Below are 19,206 nucleotides of genomic sequence, written 5' to 3' on the forward strand. Positions count from 1 at the left end.
AAGTTCTACCTTATTTCCTTGTCTCAGTCTAATTTCCAGTTTTTAAGACAGACTAGAACTTACTTTGAGAATTTAGCCTAGAAAACAGTCGGCGATGGTCGGCTGTTTTCACATTTTCTATTGATTTAAAAAAGTGGTATAATAGAGCTGATTGACAAGGAGACAGATATGACAGCAGCAGGAGCTTCGGCAGGAAAGATTATTTTAATGGGAGAGCATGCGGTGGTGTACGGTCAGCCGGCCATTGCCATGCCTTTTTCTGCTGTCCAGATTATTGCGACCGTTGCGGCCCAGGGGACTGCTCTAACCGTGACCTGTGATTTTTACCAGGGATTTGTCCACAAGATGCCCAAGATTTGGGAGAGTCTTAAGCACGCCATTCGCTTTTCCCTCTACCGCATCGGAGCACCGACTGACCCGGCCATTCATATCCAGATTAGTTCCACTATACCAGCAGAGCGGGGCATGGGCTCCAGTGCCGCAGTGGCAGTAGCGGTGGCACGCGCCCTCTTTGCCTACTACCAAAAGGAGCTGACCGACAGCGAGCTCTGGGACATCGTCCAGTCCTCGGAAAAGATTGCCCACGGTAACCCCTCAGGCATTGATGCAGCGACGACTAGCGGCAAGTTCCCCATTTATTTCGTCAAAAACCAGCCCATCCAACCTTTGAGCCTCAACCTCCAGGCTTATTTGGTCGTGGCTGACACCGGCGTCACCGGAAATACCCTTGAGGCTATTCTTGATGTTGCGACTCTTTTGGAAAATGAGCCAAAGGCCGTTCAGCTAGTGGAAGAACTAGGTTCTTTAACCCAGGCTGCTCGAGAGGATTTAGCCCATGATCAGGCAGAGCTTCTAGGTCAAAAGATGAGTCGAGCCCATGTCCTATTACAAAAATTAGGCGTGTCAGACCCCAGCCTAGATAAACTGGTCAGCCTAGCCCAGACCCATGGAGCTCTAGGAGCCAAGCTGACCGGAGGCGGACGTGGTGGCTGTATGATTGCCCTTGTAAAAACAGAACAAAAAGCCCAGGAATTGGTCCGCATCCTCGCCCAAGCAGGCGCCAAGCAAACCTGGATCCAATACTTAGGAGAATAAGATGAGCCAGAAAATCGGCATTGCCCGTGCCCATACCAATATCGCCCTGATCAAATACTGGGGTAAGCGAGACAAACAACTCTTCTTGCCCATGAACTCCAGCCTGTCACTGACCCTGGATGCCTTTTACACAGATACCAAGGTGATTTTTGACAGCGATTTGACGGCTGATGAGTTTTATTTAAATGGAATTTTGCAAGATTCAAAAGAAATTTTAAAAATTTCGCGATTTTTGGATTTATTTTGCGAATATATAGGTGAGAGGACTTTTGCCCGAGTGGAAAGTCTCAATTTTGTTCCGACTGCGGCAGGATTAGCCAGCTCAGCCTCAGCCTTTGCGGCCCTGACCTTGGCTACCGCGACAGCTCTAGGTCTGAATTTGAGTCGAGAGGAATTGTCAACCCTTGCCCGTCGTGGTTCAGGCTCCAGCACCCGTAGCCTTTTCGGAGGTTTTGTCGAGTGGGATATGGGGACAGGTTCGGCAGATTCTATGGCCCATCCCATCGATGATGCGGACTGGGATATTGGCATGATTGTTCTTGCGGTCAATACAGGTCAGAAAAAGATTGCCAGCCGTGAAGGCATGGACCATACGGTCGCAACGTCCCCCTTTTACCAGGCCTGGGTGGACACCGCTAAGGAAGATTTACAGGTTATTAAGCAGGCTATTGCGGACCGGGATTTTGAACAGGTCGGTCAGATTACCGAGCATAATGGCATGAAGATGCATGCGACCACCCTGTCTGCCAATCCGCCGTTTACCTATTGGTCGGCAGATAGTGTGCTGGCCCAGGAGGCTGTCCGTCAGGTCCGCGAGGAAAGCGGCCTATCAGCCTACATGACCATGGATGCGGGACCAAATGTCAAGGTTCTTTGCAGAGCCAGTCAAATGGCAGAGCTGGTCGATGGCCTATCTCAGTACCTCCCCAAAGAAAAAATCATTACCAGCCTACCAGGTCCTGCGGCCTATGTTTTGACAGATGAGGACTGGCAAGGCTCCCAGCAGGTATTTGAAGAGAGGTCTTAGGATGCAGGTACAAGTACAAGCACCAGGCAAGCTCTTTCTGGCAGGGGAATATGCGGTGGTCGAGGCTGGTCAGCCAGCTGTCATTGCGGCAGTGGACCAGTATCTGACCGTGACCGTTCAAACGTCAGACCAGGCCAGTATTCATTCTATCCAGCAGGCAGACCTCTATCTGCCTTGGAGCCGTCAGGGAGCGACTATTGTTACCCATGGGGAAAATCCCTATCCACTGATTACGACAGCCATGCAGGTGACCGAGGACTATCTGCAGACCAAGGGCTTGACCTGTCAAGGAGCTTATGCCCTAGACATCCAGTCAGACCTGGACGACCAGGTATCAGGTACCAAGTACGGACTGGGTTCTTCAGGTGCGGTTACGGTGGCGACGGTCAAGGCGGTTTTGGCCTATTACCAACAGTCAGCTGAGCCCCTCTTGGTTTACAAGTTGGCTGCCCTGGCTCAGACCCAGCTGGGCATGACAGGTTCCTTTGGTGACCTGGCAGCTTCTAGCTTTGGGGGACTTGTAGCCTACCATTCTTTGGACCGGGCTTGGCTTTTGCAGGCAATGGCAGAGCAGTCCTTGGAGGACTTGTTAGTCTCTGATTGGCTGGGCCTGAAGATTGAATCTATCCAGCTACCCGCTCCCCTGCAACTCCTGGTTGGTTGGACGGGGTCGGCGGCCTCGACAGACAGTTTGGTCCAGCAGCTGGAAAGTCAGAAAAGCCAGGAGCAGAAGGATCGTATCCATAGCCAGTTTCTGGCCGACTCAAAGGCCTGTGTGGAGCAGTTTATCCTGGCCTGTCAGACAGGACAAGTGGCAGCGGTCAAGCAGGCTGTGGCAGAAAATCGCAGGCTCCTGCAGGATTTTTCAGCTGATATGGGCCTGGTCATCGAGACGCCTATACTGAGTCAACTGGCTAATCTGGCCCAGACTTATGGGGCGGTGGCCAAATCCTCAGGTGCAGGTGGAGGTGACTGCGGCATCTGCTTGGTAGACGGTAGGAAACAAAAAGAGATGATTGAGACGGCTTGGCGACAAGCCGGGATTCTTCCACTCCAACTAAACATCGCCATGCGTGAATAAGGAGATTTTATGTATTATTTTGGACAATTTGGCTTGGATCGTAAGGACCAGCATGTGGGGCTGGCCAACCAGCAGTATAGTAGTCAGTCGGCGTCGGACTTTGCCCAGACTCGTTTTGTGCACCATTCTTTGCCAGAGCTTAAGCTGGAGGATGTGTCCCTTGCAACCAGTGTGGCTAGTTTGGATTTTGCCCACCCATTTTTCATCAATGCCATGACTGGCGGAAGTGAAAGGACTGGGAAAATCAATCAGATGCTGGGGATTTTGGGGTGCTTTGGGAAGATTCCGCTGGCGTCGGGCTCTGTTAGTGCGGCCATTAAGGATCCTTCTGTGGCGGAGACCTTTTCTGTCATGCGTCGAGAAAATCCTCACGGAATCATTTTTGCTAACTTAGGTGCCCACCACGATGTGGACAATGCCAAGCGGGCTGTAGATTTGCTGGAGGCCAATGCCATTCAGATTCATGTCAATGCTCCTCAGGAGATTGTTATGCCAGAGGGGGACCGAGATTTCTCTATGTGGTTGAAGAACATCGAGATTCTGGTGCGGGAGCTGGATGTGCCTGTCATTGCCAAGGAAGTTGGCTTTGGTATGAGCCGGGAAACGGTGGCAAAATTGGCCTCGGTTGGTGTCCAGACAGTTGATGTTTCGGGGACTGGTGGGACGGATTTTGCCAAGATTGAGAATGCTCGTCGAGTCTTTCATGATTACGACTACCTGGAGGGTTGGGGCCAATCGACGGTGGTTTCTCTGGTGGAGGTCATGTCTCTGCCGGCTGACCGTCGTCCTCAGGTCATCGCCTCAGGTGGTATTAAAAATCCGCTAGATATTGTCAAAGCCCTGGCCCTTGGTGCTGACCTGGTCGGGATGTCCAATCACTTCCTGCAATTTGTAAAAGACGGCAAGGCAGACCGCCTGGAAGAGGCCATGCAGGCTATCGACTGCTACCAGACACAGATTGCGGAAATCATGACCATGCTGGGTGCTAAAACTGTGGCAGACTTGAGAAAGACCGACCTGATTCTAGCACCGGCTGTGCAGAATTGGTGTCAGGCACGTGGTATTGACTGGACGGCCTATGCAAGACGGTCAGCAGAAAAATAATACTCTTAGAAAATCATCTTATCCTTGTCGAGAGCCTTGGTGACTGAAATGCTCCGAGGGAGCTAGGCTAGATTGATTTTTATGGAATACAATAGAATAGAAAGAGGAGCACCTGGCTGAGGTGCTCCTTTTACAATCTTTACTCTGCCAATTGGCCTGCTTGCAATTGGTACATGCGTTGGTAGGTGCCTTCCATGGCCAAGAGTTGTTCGTGGTTGCCCGACTCGATAATCTTGCCCTTGTCCAAGACATAGATGCAATCGGCATCTTGGATGGTGGATAGGCGGTGGGCGATGGCAATGGTAGTCCGTCCTTGACGCATTTTTTCCAGGGAATGCTGGACAGTTTGCTCGGTTTCGGAGTCAATATTGGCTGTGGCCTCATCTAAAATCAGGATTTTAGGCTGGCTGGCCATGGTGCGAGCAAAGGCCAGCAATTGACGTTGTCCAGTTGAGAAGGCGGAACCTTTTTCGGTAACCAGGTGGTCATAGCCGTCTGGCAATTTTTCGATAAAGGGAGCAGCGTCCACAAAACGGGCTGCCTCCTCGACCTGCTCTCTACTGATATCCTGGTACATCTGGATATTGGAGGCAATGGTTCCGTGATAGAGGAAGGGGTCCTGCAAGACCAGACCGATATTTGACCGCAATTCCTGGGCAGGGAAGGTTCGGATATCCTGACCGTCAATCAGAACCCGCCCGGATTCAAATTCGTAAAAACGCATGAAGACGTTGATAATAGACGATTTTCCAGAACCGGTCGCGCCGACAAAGGCGATAGTCTGGCCTTTCTTGACCTGAAAAGAAACCTTGTCAAGGATTTTCCGTTTGCCGTCGTAGGAGAAGGAAACGTCCTCAAAAGCGATATCTCCCTGGCTGATACGGGCTCCCTGGTCAACCTGCAGGGGTTCCTCAATGGTCTGGTCCATAAGGGTAAAGACACGGCCGGCCGAAACCATGGAGGTTTGCAGGGTAGAGAAATGCTGGGTGACCTCCAAAAGCGGGTCGAAGAGGCGGTTAGCATATTGGATGAAGGCATAAATCATCCCAGCAGATACAGTAGCGTCTGACCAGTCCAAGCCGAAGTAGCTAATCAGCAGGGCATAGGTCAAAATCTTAATCAGCGATAGGGCAGGACGGAGGAAGAGACTGTCCAGGGCCATAGACTTGCTAGCATAGGCCAGGTGTTCCTGGTTGATAGCCTCAAATTCCTCAGTTAGACGTTTTTCCTGAGAAAAGGCCTGAATAATCCGGATGCCCTCGATAGACTCTGCTAGCTTGCTGTTGATGTTGCTGAGGAGACTGCGTGTCTTAGCGACGACAGGAGCGGATTTTTTGCGGTAAAGATTAACGAGGATGAAGATGACGGGGAGGAAAAGTACCAGCATGGAGGTCAATTTCCAGTCCAGGGCAAACATGGTATAGAGAGTAACCACGATGACAAAGAGGGCTGAAATAAAGCTGGATAGGATTCCTGAGAACATCTCTGAGATACTTTCTGTGTCATTGGTCAGGCGAGACACGATAGAACCGCTCGGTGTTTGGTCGAAATAGGCCATGCCTAGAGTTTGGACCTTGCCAAAGGCATCCCGACGAATATCTCGGACTACGCTATAGGAAACCTTGGCAAACCAAATATTGCCTAGATACTGAAAGAGCATCTGCACCAGATAAAGCCCAAAATAGGCAGCCAGAATCATGGTCCCAGACTGGGAGATATGTCCGATATAATTGTCAATAAAGTGGGAGGCTAGAAGGGGAATGATGCTGCGAACAACAGTCGTCAGCAAGAGAAAGGTCAGGGCTGCAGCAGTTAGGAGCGAGTAGGGTTTGAGATAGGATAGGAGGCGCCAGAAAACGCCTTTTTCTTTTGATTTAGCTTGCATTTTCTTCCTCCATTTCCAGTTGTTGCATCATGTAGGTGTCGTAGTACCAGGCTTGATTTTCCAAGAGTTCCTGGTGGGTACCCCGCTCGGCGATTTTTCCGTCTTCCATAACCAAAATCAAGTCAGCATGGACTACAGCTGAGAGCCGGTGGGCTGTGATGATAGTGGTCTTGTCCAGACGGCTGCTCTTGATATTTTCGATAATAGCATGTTCTGTCTTGGCATCAACTGCTGATAGGGAATCATCCAAAATCAGGATGTCAGGGTTGAGAATCATGGCACGGGCCATGGCTAGACGTTGTTTCTGCCCACCAGATAGGGAAATCCCTTTCTCACCGACCATAGTCGCAAAGCCGTCAGGCATGTCTTCGATGTCTGCATAGACATGGACAGTTTTGGCCGCCTCTTTGATGTGCTGCAATTCCAAATTAGGGTCGCCAAAGCTGATATTGTCCGCAACACTGGCCGCAAAGAGAAATTGGTCCTGGGGAACATATCCCATAAGGGCACGCAGGTCTGCCAGGCGGTAGTTTTTGATATCCTGCCCGTTTAGGGAAATAGCGCCCTGGTCTACATCATATTCCCGTAGGAGGAGCTTGATGAGACTGGTCTTACCAGAACCTGTTGGACCAACCAGGCCGATAGTCTGACCTTTTTCAATGCTGAAGTGAATATCTTCTAAAGTAGGCTGCTCAGAATCCTTATCGTAAGAAAAGCGGTCGACCTTGTAGGAGATTTGTCCATTTTCTGGTGCTGGCAGAGGCTTGCTGGCCTCTTTTACATCAGAATGAACATCCAGTAAACTCTGGATGCGGTCGTAGGAAACAGCACCACGCTGGGTAATATTAAAGAGGAAACCGATAGCCATGAGGGGCCAGACCAGCAGGTCCAGGTAAGTCATAAAGGTGACCAATTGCCCTAAGGTAACCTGGCCTTGGGCGATGAATTGGGAGCCAAAAATCAAGGTGAGAACATAGGAGAGTCCGACAAAGAAGAGGACAGCTGGGTCGAAGAGGGAATCGTAGCGCATGGTCTTGAGGTTTTGGAGGTAGGCTGCCTGGTTGACCTCTTGAAAGGCCTTGCTTTCCTGCTCTTGGTAGCCAAAGGATTTGGTGACCTTTATACCCGAAACAGCTTCCTGTACCTTGTTGTTAAGCTCTGAAAAGGCTGCCTGTGAAGCCTTGAAATTTTCATGGGTGCGACGGCCTAAAAAATTAGTAGTGAGCGTCATGAAGGGTAGGGGGAGGATTGCCACCAGGGTCATTTGCCAGGAAATGCTCAAACTCATCGTAATTAAGGTAACCAAGGCAGTAACGGTAGCATCAACAAAGGACATGACGCCACCACCTGCTAGTCGGGTCAAGGCATTGATGTCATTGGTGGCATGAGCCATGAGGTCACCGGTCCTGTGATTTTGGAAAAATGAGGGCGACATATTCATAAAATGCTCAAAGAGGCGAGCCCGCATAATTTTTCCTAGACGAAAAGAGGTGGCCAGGATATTCATTCGCCAGACATAGCGGAGGGCGTACATGCCAAAGCCAGATAGGATAAGCCCCAGAACGCCCAAGAGGAGTCCCTGTCCTGTCAGTGCACGGCTGTCGATTTGGTCAATGATTTCTCCCATAATATAGGCCGGCAGCAGGTTGAGGAGACTGACCAGACACAGAGAGATAATGCCAAGGAGGTAGCGCTTTTTCTCTATCTTAAAAAACCACCATAGTTGTTTGACAATTTTCATAATCATCCTTTCTTTTATTTCATAGAATTTGGGCAAAATAAAGGTTGGATATCCTTTCTAAGACTCCAACAGATAGTTCCTGTTTTTTAGTTAGAGATTGAGGTAGCGTAGTAAACTTCGTTTATTTGCGTTATAGGCTCCGAACCGGTCATAACGAATGATACGGACTCTGTTCGCTCCCTCTCCAACTTCCAACAGTCTCCCCCAGACTGTGGAGTCATACAGGTTATAAATGTACATTCCAGTGTAACATACTATTCAGAAAAAGGAAAGTAAGTAGCCATGAGGACTTTTTTTTGAGATTGTCCTTGTCTTTCAGATAAACTGGAGAGGCGAACATTTCGAGGTCAATATGTCCTAGCAATTCCGTTTTCCTCTTATTTGTGGTAAAATAGGAGAAAATTTTATGAGGTAGAAACATGAAAGCTATTGTTACTGTTGTAGGAAAAGATAAGACAGGTATCGTGGCAGGTGTTGCAAGCAAACTTGCGGCCTTGGAGCTCAATATCGATGACATTTCACAGACCGTTTTGGATGAGTATTTTACCATGATGGCGGTGGTATCGGCTGATGGGAAGAAGGATTTCACAGCCTTGCGTGCAGAGCTTGAGGCCTACGGTCAGGAGCTCAATGTGAAAATCAACATTCAAAGTGCGGCCATTTTTGATGCTATGCACAACTTATAAGAGGTAGACCATGGATATTAGACAAGTTACTGAAACCATTGAGATGATCGAGGAGCAGCACTTCGATATTCGGACCATTACTATGGGGATTTCCCTCTTGGACTGTATTGATGCGGATATTGACAAGGCTGCGGAGAAAGTGTATACAAAAATTGTCACTAAGGCCAAGAACTTGGTAGCGGTCGGTGATGAGATTGCAGCAGAGCTTGGTATCCCTATTGTCAACAAACGGGTGTCGGTTACGCCGATTTCCCTGATTGGTGCGGCGACAGATGCGACAGATTATCTGCCTTTGGCTCATGCCTTGGACAAGGCGGCCCATGAGATTGGCATTGATTTTATCGGAGGCTTTTCAGCTCTGGTTCAAAAGGGCTACCAAAAAGGAGATGAAATCCTCATCAACTCTATTCCGCAGGCATTGGCCCAAACGACAAAAGTCTGCTCGTCGGTCAATATCGGATCGACCAAGACGGGTATCAATATGACGGCTGTGCGGGACATGGGGCGGATCATCAAGGAGACGGCGGAAGCTTCTGATATGGGGGCGGCCAAGCTGGTGGTCTTTGCCAATGCGGTCGAGGACAATCCCTTCATGGCGGGTGCCTTCCATGGTGTCGGCGAGGCGGATGTGGTCATCAATGTCGGTGTGTCTGGACCTGGTGTGGTCAAGCGTGCCCTTGAAAAAGTGCGTGGTGAGAGCTTTGATGTGGTGGCGGAGACCGTCAAGAAGACCGCCTTCAAGATTACCCGTATCGGTCAGCTGGTCGGCAATATGGCCAGCGAACGCCTGGGTGTCAAGTTCGGTATCGTGGATCTGTCGCTTGCTCCAACGCCGGCTGTTGGCGACTCAGTGGCACGGGTTTTGGAGGAAATGGGCTTAGAAACCGTTGGTACGCACGGAACGACTGCTGCCCTTGCTCTGCTCAATGATGCAGTGAAAAAGGGTGGGGTTATGGCCTGCAACCAAGTCGGTGGCTTGTCAGGTGCCTTTATTCCTGTTTCTGAGGACGAGGGCATGATTGCGGCGGTGCAAAATGGCTCCCTTAACCTTGAAAAATTGGAAGCCATGACGGCTATCTGTTCTGTAGGTTTGGATATGATTGCCATTCCAGAAACAACGCCTGCTGAAACCATTGCGGCTATGATTGCGGATGAGGCTGCCATTGGAGTTATCAACCAGAAAACGACTGCGGTCCGTATTATTCCACTTGGAAAAGAAGGGGACATGATCGAATTTGGTGGCCTTCTAGGAACAGCTCCTGTTATGAAGGTCAATCAAGCTTCGTCTGTGGACTTTATCAATCGTGGTGGACAGATTCCAGCACCGATTCATAGTTTTAAGAACTAAAAAACGTAGACCGATTGCCACAAGCAGTCGGTTTTTTGTTATACTATATAGTAAGAAATGACAAGGAGAAAAAGGAATGGCAGATGTAAGATTATATATTTCTCGTCACGGGAAAACCATGTTCAATACCATTGGGCGCGTGCAGGGCTGGTGTGACACACCGCTGACCAAGGCTGGTGAGGAAGGAATCCGCGAGCTTGGTTTGGGGCTAAAGGATGCGGGCCTTGATTTTAAGCTGGCTGTTTCTAGTGACTTGGGAAGAACTGTTCAAACTATGACCATCGCCCAGCGTGAGTTAGGAATTTTAGGGAAAATCCCTTATTACCAAGACAAGCGTATCCGTGAATGGTGTTTCGGTAGTTTTGAAGGCATGTACGATGCCGAGCTTTTCCAAGGGGTCCTGCCTCGTTTGAAAGGGACAGTTGATGCGACAGGCATGTCCTTTGCGGAAATCGCAGCAGGTATCCAAGAAGCAGACACCGCTGGCTGGGCAGAATCCTGGGAGGTATTGAGCAATCGTATCTTAACAGGTTTTGAATCCATCGCCCAAGACTTGGAAAAACAAGGCGGAGGTAATGCCCTTGTGGTCAGCCACGGTATGACTATTGCAACCCTGGCTCATCTGTTGGAGCCAGAGCGTGGTGCCAATGTCTTTCTCGATAACGGCTCGATAACCGTCCTCAAATACGAAAATGGCAAGCTTTTAATTGAAGAAGTTGGTGACCTATCCTACCGCAAACGCGGAGCAGAGTTGATTGCCCAAGGGAAATAAAGATATGAAATCAGGGAGATTTCTCTGATTTTTTTATTGATAGGTTATTGCTCTAGGTCTTCAGACCGATTTTTAGCACTCTAGGCAAAAGAGTGCTAATTTTTTGTCTTTTTCTCTTGACAATCCATTTTTTCGGCGTATAATGGGAGTATATAGGTTAGCACTCGTTATACGAGAGTGCTAAAGCTAAAAATCAATCGTGTTCATGAAAGGAGCGGAGATGATTACCCAACGTCAAAATGATATTTTGAATCTGATTGTTGAATTGTTTACGCGTCATCATGAGCCAGTTGGTTCTAAGGCCTTGCAGGAAATGATTGCTTCAAGTTCGGCTACCATTCGCAATGATATGGCTAAGCTGGAGCAGTTGGGCTTGCTGGAAAAGGCCCACACATCAAGTGGACGGATGCCCAGTCGGGCTGGTTTTCAATACTTTGTCAACCACTCGCTTAATCTGGAACATATCGATGAAGAAGATGTTTATCAAGTGGTCAAGGCCTTCGACTTTGAAGCCTTCAAGCTGGAGGACATCTTGGAGCGGGCAAGTCAGGTCCTAGCGGATTTGACAGACTACACCTCGGTCATTTTAGATGTGGAGCCTACCAGTCAGCAGGTGACCTCCTTTGATATCGTGCAGCTCAGTAGCCACGATGCTCTGGCAGTCTTGACTTTGGACCAGTCTAAACCTGTCACTGTCCAGTTTGCCATTCCCAAGAACTTTTTGACCAGGGACTTGGAAGTACTCAAACGCCTGGTGGATGAACGCTTCGTTGGACAGACGGTCTTGTCCATCCACTACAAGCTGCGGACGGAGATTCCCCAGGTGGTGCAACGTTACTTCACCACGACGGACAATGTCTTGGATTTGATGGATTATATCTTTTCCAATCTTTTCCGAGAATCAGTCTTTATCAGTGGAAAGGTTGCTTCGCTGACCTATGGCAATCTAGCTACTTATCAGCTCTTGGATAGCCCACAGCTACTAGCCCCAGAGTTGCGGCAGGGCTTGGCTCCAGACCAGCAGACCAGCATTTCTGTGGCGGAACATAGGGATCCTGCCCTAGCGGATGTGACAGTCATTCATCATCGCTTTCCAATCCCCTATCGGGGCATGGCCCAGATGAGTTTGCTTGGTCCTGTTGACATGGACTACCGCAGACAGATGAGTTTGATCAACATTATCAGCCGCGTCCTATTTATGAAATTAACCGATTACTACCGTTATCTAAGTAGTAATCATTACGAAGTCAATTAGAAGGAGAATGCTTTGTCAGAAGAAATCAAAAACGAAGAAATCGTAGAAGAGGTTGAAGCAACAGAAGAAGTTGTCGAAACTCCTGAAAAATCAGAATTGGACTTAGCAAATGAGCGTGCAGAGGAATTTGAAAACAAGTACCTCCGTGCCCATGCTGAAATGCAAAATATCCAACGCCGTGCCAACGAGGAACGCCAGACCATTCAGCGTTACCGTTCGCAAGACTTGGCCAAGAAAATCTTGCCGAGCTTGGATAACTTGGAACGTGCCCTTCAAGTCGAAGGATTGACAGAAGATGTCAAAAAAGGCTTGGAAATGGTACAGGAAAGCTTGATTCAAGCCCTCAAAGAAGAAGGGGTGGAAGAAGTCGCAACAGATGTCTTTGACCCAAATCTTCACATGGCCATTCAAACCGTTCCAGCCACAGACGACTGCCCAGCAGAACACATCGCACAAGTCTTCCAAAAAGGCTACAAGTTGCATGAACGTCTGTTGAGACCGGCTATGGTAGTGGTGTCAGAATAAATGATAGAGCTACGCGAAATCAGCGATGAAAATTTTCACGATTGCTTACATCTAGATTCTGGCTTATCTAACGAAGATTATGTCGATTCAGTTGAGTTTTCATTGGCAGAAGCTTGGAGCCTTCGACCATTCTCACATCCGAAAGCTATTTATAATGAAGGTGAATTGATAGGCTACGTTTCGCTTTACTGCAAAGACAGCAATGGTGAAATCATCAATTTCTTAATTGATAAGTATCATCAAGGAAAAGGATTTGGCAGAAAAGCAGCTGAAGTCTGCATAGACTATCTGAGCATAGAGCACAGCCTAGCTCAAATTTCTCTACCAGTTCATAAAGAACATTTGGAAGCTAGAAATTTCTGGAAGAAATTAGGCTTTCAAGAATCAAACAACATTGAAGATGACTATATCTTCATGCGTCGAACAACCTGACCGAAATGTCGTTAAACTATGAAATTGTAAACAAAGACAGGCCTTAGGCTTGTAGGCTGGCGAACATCGTGAGCCCATTTGATACTCTCCGCCGTGGCGGTAGATACGCAAAGTTTGAGACAATTGGCTCAAACTTTAGTCAAAGAGACCGCAAAAGCGGGCTCTGACGGCGTCGCCACTTAAGGAGAGTATCACTAAAAGAAATAAAAAAAGAGGTAAATCATATGTCTAAAATTATCGGTATTGACTTAGGTACAACAAACTCAGCAGTTGCAGTTCTTGAAGGAACTGAATCAAAAATCATCGCAAACCCAGAAGGAAATCGCACAACTCCGTCTGTTGTGTCTTTCAAAAATGGTGAAATCATCGTTGGTGATGCGGCAAAACGCCAAGCGGTAACTAACCCAGATACCATCATCTCTATCAAATCAAAAATGGGAACTTCTGAAAAAGTTTCAGCAAACGGCAAAGAATACACTCCACAAGAAATCTCAGCAATGATCCTTCAATATTTGAAAGGTTATGCTGAAGAATACCTTGGTGAAAAAGTAACTAAAGCCGTTATCACAGTTCCAGCTTACTTCAACGATGCCCAACGTCAAGCAACAAAAGACGCTGGTAAAATCGCAGGTCTTGAAGTAGAACGTATCGTCAACGAGCCAACTGCAGCAGCCCTTGCTTATGGTTTGGACAAGACTGACAAAGACGAGAAAATCTTGGTATTCGACCTTGGTGGTGGTACATTCGACGTGTCTATCCTTGAACTTGGTGACGGTGTCTTTGACGTACTTGCAACAGCAGGTGACAACAAGCTCGGTGGTGACGACTTTGACCAAAAGATTATCGACCACATGGTAGCTGAATTCAAGAAAGAAAACGGCATCGACTTGTCAGCTGACAAAATGGCTCTTCAACGTTTGAAAGATGCAGCTGAAAAAGCTAAGAAAGACCTTTCAGGTGTGACTTCAACTCAAATCAGCTTGCCGTTCATCACTGCAGGTGCAGCAGGTCCGCTTCACTTGGAAATGACATTGACTCGTGCAAAATTTGACGAATTGACTTACGACCTTGTAGAACGTACAAAAGTTCCTGTTCGTCAAGCTCTTTCAGATGCAGGCCTTAGCTTGTCAGAAATTGACGAAGTCATCCTTGTCGGTGGTTCAACTCGTATCCCAGCCGTTGTAGAAGCTGTAAAAGCTGAAACAGGTAAAGAGCCAAACAAATCTGTAAACCCTGACGAAGTTGTTGCTATGGGTGCGGCAATCCAAGGTGGTGTGATCACTGGTGATGTCAAAGACGTTGTCCTTCTTGATGTAACACCATTGTCACTTGGTATCGAAACAATGGGTGGCGTATTTACAAAACTCATCGACCGCAATACAACTATCCCAACTTCTAAGTCACAAGTCTTCTCAACTGCGGCGGACAACCAGCCAGCTGTTGACATCCACGTGCTTCAAGGTGAGCGTCCAATGGCAGCAGACAACAAGACACTTGGTCGCTTCCAATTGACTGACATCCCTGCAGCACCTCGTGGTATCCCACAAATCGAAGTAACATTTGACATCGACAAGAACGGTATCGTTTCTGTAAAAGCCAAAGACCTTGGTACGCAAAAAGAGCAAACCATCGTTATCCAGTCTAACTCAGGTTTGACAGATGAAGAAATCGACCGCATGATGAAAGATGCAGAAGCAAACGCAGAAGCAGATAAGAAACGTAAGGAAGAAGTAGACCTTCGTAACGATGTGGACCAAGCAATCTTTGCGACTGAGAAAACGCTTAAAGAAACTGAAGGCAAAGGCTTCGACGCAGAACGTGACCAAGCCCAAGCAGCTCTTGACGAGTTGAAAGCAGCTCAAGAAGCAAACAACTTGGACGACATGAAAGCTAAACTTGAAAACCTCAACGAAAAAGCCCAAGCCCTTGCAGTGAAACTCTATGAACAAGCCGCAGCAGCACAACAAGCAGCCGCAGGCCAAGAAGGTGCTCAAACAGCTAACAACGCAGGCGATGATGTAGTAGACGGCGAGTTTACGGAAAAGTAAGTTAAGATGTGAGAGAGTTAAGAGAACGACAGAAAAATAGGAACTTAACGCTGAATGCTTTCATTCAAGGAAAGTTATCTTTTTACCGAAGTTCTTAGCTCGAACTCAGTTCTCATCTTCTCGAGAATAGAAATCATTATTAAGTCAAAATTCCAATCACAGAGGTTGCAACCCAGCCTCTGTTTTTGGGTAATGTGCGTCAGCAAGAGCGACCAGGGGTCGCTAAAACGATAGTTACCGCCGCTGTGGTATTTCGGGAAGTTTCAATACCTTAGGCTTGAAACTTAGCTAGAGAGATTTTTGAGACTTAGGGAAGAGGTTTTATTGGCAACAAAGTTGACAATAAGAAACCTCTAGCCATAAGCGAGGAAAAGCTCACAGCGTCCCCGCAGCCTAAGGCAACTATCAAAAATAAAAGATAAGGTATCTTATATGAACAATACAGAATACTATGATCGTCTCGGCGTCTCTAAGGACGCCTCACAGGACGAAATTAAAAAAGCTTATCGTAAGCTATCAAAAAAATATCACCCAGACATTAACAAGGATGCTGGTGCGGAAGATAAATATAAGGAAGTTCAAGAGGCCTACGAGACCTTGAGCGATCCTCAAAAACGTGCCTCTTATGACCAATTTGGTGCGGCTGGAGCCAATGGTGGCTTCGGCGGTGGCGGATTTGGTGGCTTTGACGGTGCTGGTTTCGGCGGTTTCGAGGATATCTTCTCTAGTTTCTTCGGCGGTGGAACTGCTCAACGTAATCCTAATGCACCTCGTCAGGGAGATGATTTGCAGTACCGTGTCAATTTGAAATTTGAAGAGGCTATTTTCGGTGCTGAAAAAGAAGTTTCCTACAACCGTGAGGCAACTTGTCGTACCTGTACTGGTTCGGGTGCCAAACCTGGGACCAGTCCTGTAACTTGTGGACGCTGTCATGGCTCTGGTGTTATCAATGTTGATACACAGACACCACTTGGAACCATGCGCCGTCAGATGACCTGTGATGTCTGTCACGGTCGTGGCAAGCAGATTAAGGATCCGTGTACGACCTGTCGTGGAACTGGTCATGAGAAACAGGCTCACACTGTTACGGTCAAGGTTCCTGCAGGTGTCGAAACTGGTCAGCGTATCCGTCTGGCTGGTCAAGGTGAAGCTGGATTTAACGGAGGCTCTTACGGAGATCTCTATGTAGTCGTTCAAGTCGAGGCATCGGATAAATTTGAGCGTGAAGGTACGACCATTCTTTACAAATTGGACCTCAACTTTGTTCAAGCTGCACTAGGTGACACCGTCCATGTGCCAACGGTTCATGGTGATGTGGATATGGTTATTCCGGAAGGGACCCAGACAGGCAAGACCTTCCGTCTTAAAGGCAAGGGTGCGCCAAGTATCCGCGGGGGTGCCATGGGTGACCAGTATGTCACTGTCAATGTAGTGACACCAACAGGGCTCAATGACCGCCAGAAAGCAGCTTTAAAAGATTTTGCGGCAGCAGGCAATATCAATGTTCATCCGCAGAAAAAAGGCTTTTTCGACAAGGTCAAGGATGCTTTTGAAGATTTATAAGAGAGATTGGATTGGCACTGCCAGTCCTTTTTCTGTATCATACTCAATGAAAATCAAACTGTGAAAGCCAATTAACCACTGTGTTAAAGTGTTTTTACTGTTCAAATAATGTGAGGTTGGATGTTATATCAAACCTCTTTTTCTATATCAGTATTTTTTTCAAATAGTTCCAACAGTCTTATGGTAAAATAAGAGCATTAGTAGAAATGAAAGGGATTACGGATGGACAAGTGGTTGACTGGTCTTGAGCTGAAAAAATACCAGGATCGTTCGGGTCTGGCAGGGAGTAAGCAGGGCCCCTTGGTCTGGACAGAAGTCTTTTTGCGCGAGGTCAATCAACAGACCCAGCAAGGTATTCTGCACTACTGGCCCATGGATACGACGGTCATATTGGGCATGATGGACAGTCAGGTGCCGGACTTGTCGGCTGGTCTGGCTCATATTAAACAGGCTGGCTACAGCCCTATTATCCGTAGTCTGGGTGGTTTGGCAGTGGTGGCTGACCAAGGCGTACTCAATCTGACCTTGATTTTGCCGAATGCTCAAGGGCATCAGGTCAACCTCCACAAAAGCTATCAGGTCATGGTGGACTTGATTAGCCAGTCTTTGGCGGATTTTCCAGTTCAAGTGGAGAGTGGCGAAATAGCGACTTCCTACTGCCCAGGCACCTATGATTTGTCTATCCAGGGGCGGAAGTTTGCTGGTTTGGCCCAGCGGGTCTATAAGCAGGCCATTGCTATTTCAGCCTATATCAGTGTTCATGGCAATCAAGCAGCTCGAGGCCAGCTGGTGGCTGATTTTTACCAGGCGAGTAGTGGTGGCCAACCGATACCAGACCGCTATCCCCAGGTCAATCCAGATTCTATGGCCAATCTCTCAGACCTGGTTGGTCGTGAATTGACAGTCGAGGATATGCAGAAGCGAATTGAGGTCGTCCTAGAGAGAAATGGTGCTAGGCTTTCAAACTATTATCCCTCGTCGGACAATATGGCTGACTTTATGGACCTGGGACGAGGAATTAAGGAGTTTCAGGAGAAGTATGGCATATAGTCGTATCAAGTTTTGCCCTCAGGCTAGCTAGCAGCTCTGCTATTTACAAAAGAGAAAGGTATAGATATGGAATGGATGGATGCGACAGCTCAGGCTCAGGCTGTCAATGGTGGACAGGTTTCGGCCAAGGAACTGGTCCAAGAGGCTATCGAGAAGATAGAGGTGCTAAATCCGCAGTTTAATGCGGTGGTCTACACCCAGTATGACCAGGCTCTAGCTGAGGCAGAAGAGCAAGATTTTTTGGGTAAACCTTTTGCTGGGGTTCCTTTGCTGTTAAAGGATTTAGGGCAAAATGAAAAGGGGCATCCCTCTTCAGCGGGTTCTCGGTTGTTTCAGGGTCATTCGGTCGGCCATACGGATAGGTATGTGCAAGCTCTCAAGGACCTGGGTTTTATTATTCTGGGTCGGACCAATACTCCGGAGTTTGGCTTTAAAAATATCTCGGATGCTCTGGTCCATGGTCCGGTCAATCTCCCATCAGATGTCAAGCGCAATGCTGGCGGTTCAAGCGGAGGAGCAGCTGCAGCCCTGGCTTCTGGAATGGTCAGCATTGCGGCAGCATCGGACGGTGGTGGTTCCATTCGGATTCCCGCGTCCTTCAATAGTTTGATTGGTCTCAAGCCCAGTCGTGGGCGCATTCCTGTCGGTCCCAAGTCTTTCCGAGGTTGGCAGGGGGCTTCTAGCAACTTTGCCTTGACCAAGTCCGTTCGGGACACCAAGCGGCTGCTTTATCATTTTCAAACCTATCAGGTTGAGGCGCCTTTTCCCTTGGCAACCCTGTCGGAAGAGTCGATTTTCAGTTCTCTTAATCGCCCTTTGAAAATTGCCTTTACCAGTCAATCCCCTATTGGTAGCAAGGTTAGTCTGGAAGCGCAGACGGCGGTTCTTCAGCTGGTCGACCACCTTCTAGGGATGGGTCATCAAGTGGAGGAATTACAGCGACAGCCCTTGGACGGGAGTGAAGTGATGCAGTCCTATTATATTATGAATAGCGTAGAGACTGCTCAGATGTTTGATGAAATTGAAACGGCTTTTGGACGCCCAATGACTCTGGATGACATGGAGCCCATGACCTGGGCCATTTATCAGAGCGGTCAAACCATACCGGCCAAGCTTTATTCTAAGGTTTTACAGGATTGGGACCGCTACAGTGCCAGCATGCAGGAATTTCACCAGACCTACGACATTCTCCTGACTCCCACGGTGGCAGATGTGGCTCCTCTTCATGGTCAATTTCAGCCGTCTGTTGATTTAGAAACCCGCCTCAAGCAGACCCAGGAATATTCAATGGCTGCTCAGCAGGACTTGATCTGGGAGATGTTTGTGGACAGTCTCGCTCTTACTCCCTTTACGCAACAGGCCAATATTACAGGCCAACCATCCATTAGTTTGCCGACGCATGTTACCAAAGAAGGCCTACCGATAGGGGTCCAATTGACAGCAGCTAAGGGCCGAGAAGGCATCCTTTTACAGCTAGCCCAGGACTTGGAAGATGCCCATTTGTTTAGAATGTAAATGGCTACAAAAAACGGTACCAAATTCTTGCCAAATCTTTTTCAAAATGTTACCCTATTAAAGTTGGTGGGTTAACACC

At 48.0% G+C, this 19,206-nt stretch carries 16 protein-coding genes; 14 read left to right on the top strand and 2 right to left on the bottom strand.

All coding sequences use genetic code 11. The features are described 5' to 3' along the window. Positions 1-168 precede the first annotated feature (168 nt). The 4 genes from mvk to fni are packed head-to-tail and all read left to right on the top strand — an operon-like array spanning position 169 to position 4,307. A complete protein-coding gene (gene mvk / locus ACHBGV_RS06720) occupies positions 169-1,095 on the top strand; it encodes a mevalonate kinase (protein WP_394735943.1) in 927 nt (308 codons plus the stop codon). 1 nt (position 1,096) lies between these two features. Continuing rightward, entirely contained in the window at positions 1,097-2,122 is a 1,026-nt protein-coding gene (gene mvaD / locus ACHBGV_RS06725) for a diphosphomevalonate decarboxylase (RefSeq protein ID WP_394735944.1), read from the top strand. 1 nt (position 2,123) lies between these two features. Continuing rightward, positions 2,124-3,203: a phosphomevalonate kinase gene (locus tag ACHBGV_RS06730; protein WP_172095318.1), complete on the top strand. Its 1,080-nt coding sequence runs from the start codon at positions 2,124-2,126 to the stop codon at positions 3,201-3,203. Between the two features lie 9 nt (positions 3,204-3,212). Further along, a complete protein-coding gene (fni, locus tag ACHBGV_RS06735) occupies positions 3,213-4,307 on the top strand; it encodes a type 2 isopentenyl-diphosphate Delta-isomerase (RefSeq protein WP_394735945.1) in 1,095 nt (364 codons plus the stop codon). A 139-nt stretch (positions 4,308-4,446) separates the two neighbouring features. Here the strand turns inward: fni and ACHBGV_RS06740 are convergent, their stop codons facing one another. Both ACHBGV_RS06740 and ACHBGV_RS06745 read right to left on the bottom strand, forming a co-directional pair. Further along, the gene (locus ACHBGV_RS06740) at positions 4,447-6,192 is read right to left on the bottom strand and encodes an ABC transporter ATP-binding protein (protein WP_394735946.1); all 1,746 of its coding nucleotides are present in this window, start codon (positions 6,190-6,192) and stop codon (positions 4,447-4,449) included. Continuing rightward, positions 6,182-7,933, bottom strand: coding sequence for an ABC transporter ATP-binding protein (locus ACHBGV_RS06745; RefSeq protein WP_394735960.1), 1,752 nt, complete (start codon positions 7,931-7,933; stop codon positions 6,182-6,184). The genes ACHBGV_RS06740 and ACHBGV_RS06745 overlap by 11 nt, the downstream gene beginning before the upstream one ends. 419 nt (positions 7,934-8,352) lie before the next feature. On the opposite strand from ACHBGV_RS06745, the gene ACHBGV_RS06750 reads away from it, so the two are divergent. The 10 genes from ACHBGV_RS06750 (at position 8,353) to ACHBGV_RS06795 (ending at position 19,127) form a co-directional block, all read left to right on the top strand. After that, positions 8,353-8,619, top strand: coding sequence for an ACT domain-containing protein (locus ACHBGV_RS06750; protein ID WP_172095314.1), 267 nt, complete (start codon positions 8,353-8,355; stop codon positions 8,617-8,619). Positions 8,620-8,629: 10 nt separating this feature from the next. Then, positions 8,630-9,967: a PFL family protein gene (locus ACHBGV_RS06755; protein ID WP_394735947.1), complete on the top strand. Its 1,338-nt coding sequence runs from the start codon at positions 8,630-8,632 to the stop codon at positions 9,965-9,967. Between the two features lie 76 nt (positions 9,968-10,043). Beyond that, the gene (locus tag ACHBGV_RS06760) at positions 10,044-10,739 is read left to right on the top strand and encodes a histidine phosphatase family protein (RefSeq protein ID WP_172079315.1); all 696 of its coding nucleotides are present in this window, start codon (positions 10,044-10,046) and stop codon (positions 10,737-10,739) included. 220 nt (positions 10,740-10,959) lie between these two features. Next, positions 10,960-11,994 carry a heat-inducible transcriptional repressor HrcA gene (gene hrcA, locus ACHBGV_RS06765; protein ID WP_394735948.1) on the top strand — a complete coding sequence of 345 codons (1,035 nt, stop codon included), beginning with the start codon at positions 10,960-10,962 and terminating at the stop codon, positions 11,992-11,994. Positions 11,995-12,006: 12 nt separating this feature from the next. Then, on the top strand, positions 12,007-12,519 hold the full coding sequence (gene grpE, locus ACHBGV_RS06770; protein WP_002943082.1) for a nucleotide exchange factor GrpE: 513 nt from the start codon (positions 12,007-12,009) through the stop codon (positions 12,517-12,519). After that, complete coding sequence (locus ACHBGV_RS06775; RefSeq protein ID WP_238719219.1) at positions 12,520-12,951, top strand: GNAT family N-acetyltransferase; 432 nt, start codon at positions 12,520-12,522, stop codon at positions 12,949-12,951. It abuts the gene before it with no gap. A 224-nt stretch (positions 12,952-13,175) separates the two neighbouring features. Further along, the gene (gene dnaK, locus ACHBGV_RS06780) at positions 13,176-14,999 is read left to right on the top strand and encodes a molecular chaperone DnaK (protein WP_002943084.1); all 1,824 of its coding nucleotides are present in this window, start codon (positions 13,176-13,178) and stop codon (positions 14,997-14,999) included. Between the two features lie 432 nt (positions 15,000-15,431). Continuing rightward, complete coding sequence (gene dnaJ, locus ACHBGV_RS06785; RefSeq protein ID WP_170239381.1) at positions 15,432-16,562, top strand: molecular chaperone DnaJ; 1,131 nt, start codon at positions 15,432-15,434, stop codon at positions 16,560-16,562. A 222-nt stretch (positions 16,563-16,784) separates the two neighbouring features. Continuing rightward, positions 16,785-17,612, top strand: coding sequence for a lipoate--protein ligase family protein (locus ACHBGV_RS06790; protein WP_105160392.1), 828 nt, complete (start codon positions 16,785-16,787; stop codon positions 17,610-17,612). 66 nt (positions 17,613-17,678) lie between these two features. Beyond that, entirely contained in the window at positions 17,679-19,127 is a 1,449-nt protein-coding gene (locus ACHBGV_RS06795; protein WP_394735949.1) for an amidase, read from the top strand. Positions 19,128-19,206 lie beyond the last annotated feature (79 nt).

This window comes from Streptococcus sp. A34, assembly GCF_043674115.1.
Taxonomy (GTDB): domain Bacteria; phylum Bacillota; class Bacilli; order Lactobacillales; family Streptococcaceae; genus Streptococcus; species Streptococcus suis_V.

What these genes read in the sequence shown, in the direction of transcription:
- mvk (WP_394735943.1), top strand. Translation starts at nt 169, where the DNA reads ATGACAGCAGCAGGAGCTTCGGCAGGAAAGATTATTTTAATGGGAGAG.
- mvaD (WP_394735944.1), top strand. Translation starts at nt 1,097, where the DNA reads ATGAGCCAGAAAATCGGCATTGCCCGTGCCCATACCAATATCGCCCTG.
- ACHBGV_RS06730 (WP_172095318.1), top strand. Translation starts at nt 2,124, where the DNA reads ATGCAGGTACAAGTACAAGCACCAGGCAAGCTCTTTCTGGCAGGGGAA.
- fni (WP_394735945.1), top strand. Translation starts at nt 3,213, where the DNA reads ATGTATTATTTTGGACAATTTGGCTTGGATCGTAAGGACCAGCATGTG.
- ACHBGV_RS06740 (WP_394735946.1), bottom strand. Translation starts at nt 6,192, where the DNA reads ATGCAAGCTAAATCAAAAGAAAAAGGCGTTTTCTGGCGCCTCCTATCC.
- ACHBGV_RS06745 (WP_394735960.1), bottom strand. Translation starts at nt 7,933, where the DNA reads ATGAAAATTGTCAAACAACTATGGTGGTTTTTTAAGATAGAGAAAAAG.
- ACHBGV_RS06750 (WP_172095314.1), top strand. Translation starts at nt 8,353, where the DNA reads ATGAAAGCTATTGTTACTGTTGTAGGAAAAGATAAGACAGGTATCGTG.
- ACHBGV_RS06755 (WP_394735947.1), top strand. Translation starts at nt 8,630, where the DNA reads ATGGATATTAGACAAGTTACTGAAACCATTGAGATGATCGAGGAGCAG.
- ACHBGV_RS06760 (WP_172079315.1), top strand. Translation starts at nt 10,044, where the DNA reads ATGGCAGATGTAAGATTATATATTTCTCGTCACGGGAAAACCATGTTC.
- hrcA (WP_394735948.1), top strand. Translation starts at nt 10,960, where the DNA reads ATGATTACCCAACGTCAAAATGATATTTTGAATCTGATTGTTGAATTG.
- ACHBGV_RS06775 (WP_238719219.1), top strand. Translation starts at nt 12,520, where the DNA reads ATGATAGAGCTACGCGAAATCAGCGATGAAAATTTTCACGATTGCTTA.
- dnaK (WP_002943084.1), top strand. Translation starts at nt 13,176, where the DNA reads ATGTCTAAAATTATCGGTATTGACTTAGGTACAACAAACTCAGCAGTT.
- dnaJ (WP_170239381.1), top strand. Translation starts at nt 15,432, where the DNA reads ATGAACAATACAGAATACTATGATCGTCTCGGCGTCTCTAAGGACGCC.
- ACHBGV_RS06790 (WP_105160392.1), top strand. Translation starts at nt 16,785, where the DNA reads ATGGACAAGTGGTTGACTGGTCTTGAGCTGAAAAAATACCAGGATCGT.
- ACHBGV_RS06795 (WP_394735949.1), top strand. Translation starts at nt 17,679, where the DNA reads ATGGAATGGATGGATGCGACAGCTCAGGCTCAGGCTGTCAATGGTGGA.